Source organism: Thermomicrobiales bacterium (assembly GCA_041390825.1).
In the GTDB taxonomy this organism is placed as follows: Bacteria; Chloroflexota; Chloroflexia; order Thermomicrobiales; family UBA6265; genus JAMLHN01.
This window is the reverse complement of record JAWKPF010000083.1, coordinates 1-2,586: the sequence shown is the minus strand read 5'-3', so window position 1 is coordinate 2,586 and position 2,586 is coordinate 1. Positions and strand designations below refer to the sequence as shown.

Here is a 2,586-nt window from a genome sequence, read left to right as displayed (position 1 = left end):
GGCCGCGATTGAATCCCTGGCCAGTGAGCTGAAAGGCGTCGGCGCGATCGAGCGGATAGAGCATCGTGGTCGCCGGATCGGCGGGCCATTCGAACTGCTCTCCTGAGTCGAGCGTCGTCCGCGCGAGCGTAACCGTGACCGTCCCGGCTGGCAGATGGTAATCCTGTTGCGCCAGGACCAAATGCGTCACGTCGGTCTCATCGGCGACGGCCGCGTCGGTGGCGGAAAGGAAATCGAACACATTGACGGGATCGGCGCGTTCGTTGCGCAACTCAGCCGATCCTCCCTTCGCCACCACGAACGCTGTTCCTGCTTCGAGAGAGACGACTCCCGCAGACGCTGCCGCCGGTGTCGCGGAAGACGCCCCCACGATCGTCAGATCGTCGCTCTCGACAGTCAACGTCCCGTTTTCGACATAGCGAACGGCGGGCGCGCTGCCGGCAGAGAGGGAATACGATCCACCGGGGGCGATGGTCGTACGGATAAACCCGAACTTGGTTTCTGCCGGAGAGGCCACGTCGAACGAAATGACGCTCACCTCCCCTTCCGCTTGGGCGGGCGTGGCGGCGGAATCCTGGGCGGAGACCGTTGAGCTTCCTGCACATGCTAGAAGCACGAGTAATCCGAAGACGGCGATCTGCTTCATGGACAGCTCCGTTCGTTGGTTGTCTGGTCGATGATGCTCAGGATCGGCTCCGCCCCCTGATCACGGGAGCGGAGCGTGCATGCAACATGTGATCACACCGAACCATCACGACGGCAGGAAGTCACCCTGCCGCGACTGCCTACATCTGGCAACTGGACGGCAGGTTCGATAGCCCAGCCAGCGAGATCGGCGCATTCGCGGTGAGATCGATACGGAGCAGGGCGCCCTGCCCTTCGGCTGTTCCATCGCCGAAGGCGGGATAGGTCAGATAGAGCGCGCCATCCGGGCCGAACCCGAGTCCAACCGGATAGTCGACATCGGTGACCAGCAGCTCCATGGTGTCGGGACCGGTCTGCTTCACGATCTGGCCACTGTGCGGCCGGAGGAACGGCGGTTCTTCCAGATTATTGGTTGCCATCATCGCCGCGTAGAGGGCGCCATCGGGGCCCATGACGAGATCGGTCATGGCCGTGAGCCCGGTCCAGGCCTCGGTGACCGTACCGTCGGCAGCAACATGCAACACGTTTGCCATTCCTTCCGGATAGGGAATCGTGGTCTCATGACCAACGTATGCGCCGCCCTCCCCATCGAGCGCGAGACCATCGGGCACCATATGGGCTTCGGAAAGGTCCGCGATCAGGGTGATCGTTCCATCGGGAGCAACGGTGATCACGCGTCCGCCCACTGCCTCGGTCAGCCAGAGCACGCCATCGCCTGCTTCCAGATCGAACAACGAGCCATCCTGCCCATAGTCAGGCGGCAGGAAGGAGGGCGGATTGGCGCGGAACCAGGTGGACAGGTCGGCGACCAGGGTTGCCGTTCCATCTGCTTCGATGCGATAGACCCCATTCGGATAGTCGGGGAGACCGCCTTCGATTCCACCGCCAGCAGAGAGGATGTACATCTGGTCGCCAAGGAAGGCAACGTCCATGACACCCCAGGTCCATCCTGCATCGGGCCAAAAGGCCGACGGAAGATTCTCGGCATATGGCGTCGCGCAGCCATCCGCGATGGTGGCAACGCTGGCGGAGAGACCGGCCATCATGCCCGTGATGGTTCCATCATCGAGCATGCCAACCTCTTCGCCCCCAATGCCAGCAAGGGCAAGATAGAGTGTGCCGTCTGGCCCCCAGGTGAAGCCGCGCGGGTTCGTCAGTCCGCTTGCCACCACGGTGACACCCGCGGGCATGGCCACTGGTGTTCCGGCGGCAGGTGATCCGGTCATCGGGGTGGCGTCCTGAGCGATGACCGCAGGCGAAGCAAGCACGCACAGGAGCGACAGTACGGCGAATACGCTGAGTTTCCATACGAAGCGCATCGGGACCTCCTCGATTCGTGAAGCAACAAACGACAAAAAACCCGAATGGGTGAGTGCGTGTTCGGCGTGCATTCGGGTTCCACCTACAACCTAGGGAGGAACCGCCAGCGCCGCATCCGTATTCCTACTGAATTTCCCGCGTCGTTCCGCCGCTCCGCAGGGCACCGATTCCGGATTCCGCCGCCCTACGCGGCCTTCCGACGGTACCAGGAGGAAATCGCAGCAACGCGTTCGGTGGTTCGCCCGGACTTCTTGTGACGGGTGGAGACAATACCGTCTCTTTCTATCGCCTGGCCGCGTGGTTTGGCCGACGTTGTTGGCGAAGTTGGGCGGTCGAGCACATCAGTCGTCGCGCCCGGCGCCTGCCGGGGAAGCACGCCTGCTGACCGATGAGCGAGCGGTACAATCTTTGCGAGGTGAGTGCCGCATACTCATCGACATCGAATTGGCAGGAACGCTATGCAATCCTATCGACTCGTCATCGAATCCGACGGAAAAGTAAGCATCCCGGATGGCCAACCTGGCCGCATGGTTACGGTCTTGCTGGACGAATCCGTGCAACCTGATTCTGAGTTGGCGACGCCGATCAGGTCGATGACGCCCACCGAGCGCGAACGGCTCA

The 2,586-nt window shown here is 62.3% G+C and carries 2 protein-coding genes; both read right to left on the bottom strand.

From position 1 onward, the window contains the following. Nucleotides 1-538: hypothetical protein (locus R2855_20020; protein MEZ4533293.1), on the bottom strand; the 538-nt coding region annotated here is incomplete at its 3' end. Between the two features lie 247 nt (nt 539-785). Further along, the gene (locus R2855_20015; GenBank protein MEZ4533292.1) at nt 786-1,964 is read right to left on the bottom strand and encodes a ScyD/ScyE family protein; all 1,179 of its coding nucleotides are present in this window, start codon (nt 1,962-1,964) and stop codon (nt 786-788) included. Between the last annotated feature and the right edge of the window lie 622 nt (nt 1,965-2,586).

Coding starts and splice junctions, on each gene's coding strand:
- R2855_20015 (MEZ4533292.1), bottom strand. CDS start 1,964: ATGCGCTTCGTATGGAAACTCAGCGTATTCGCCGTACTGTCGCTCCTG.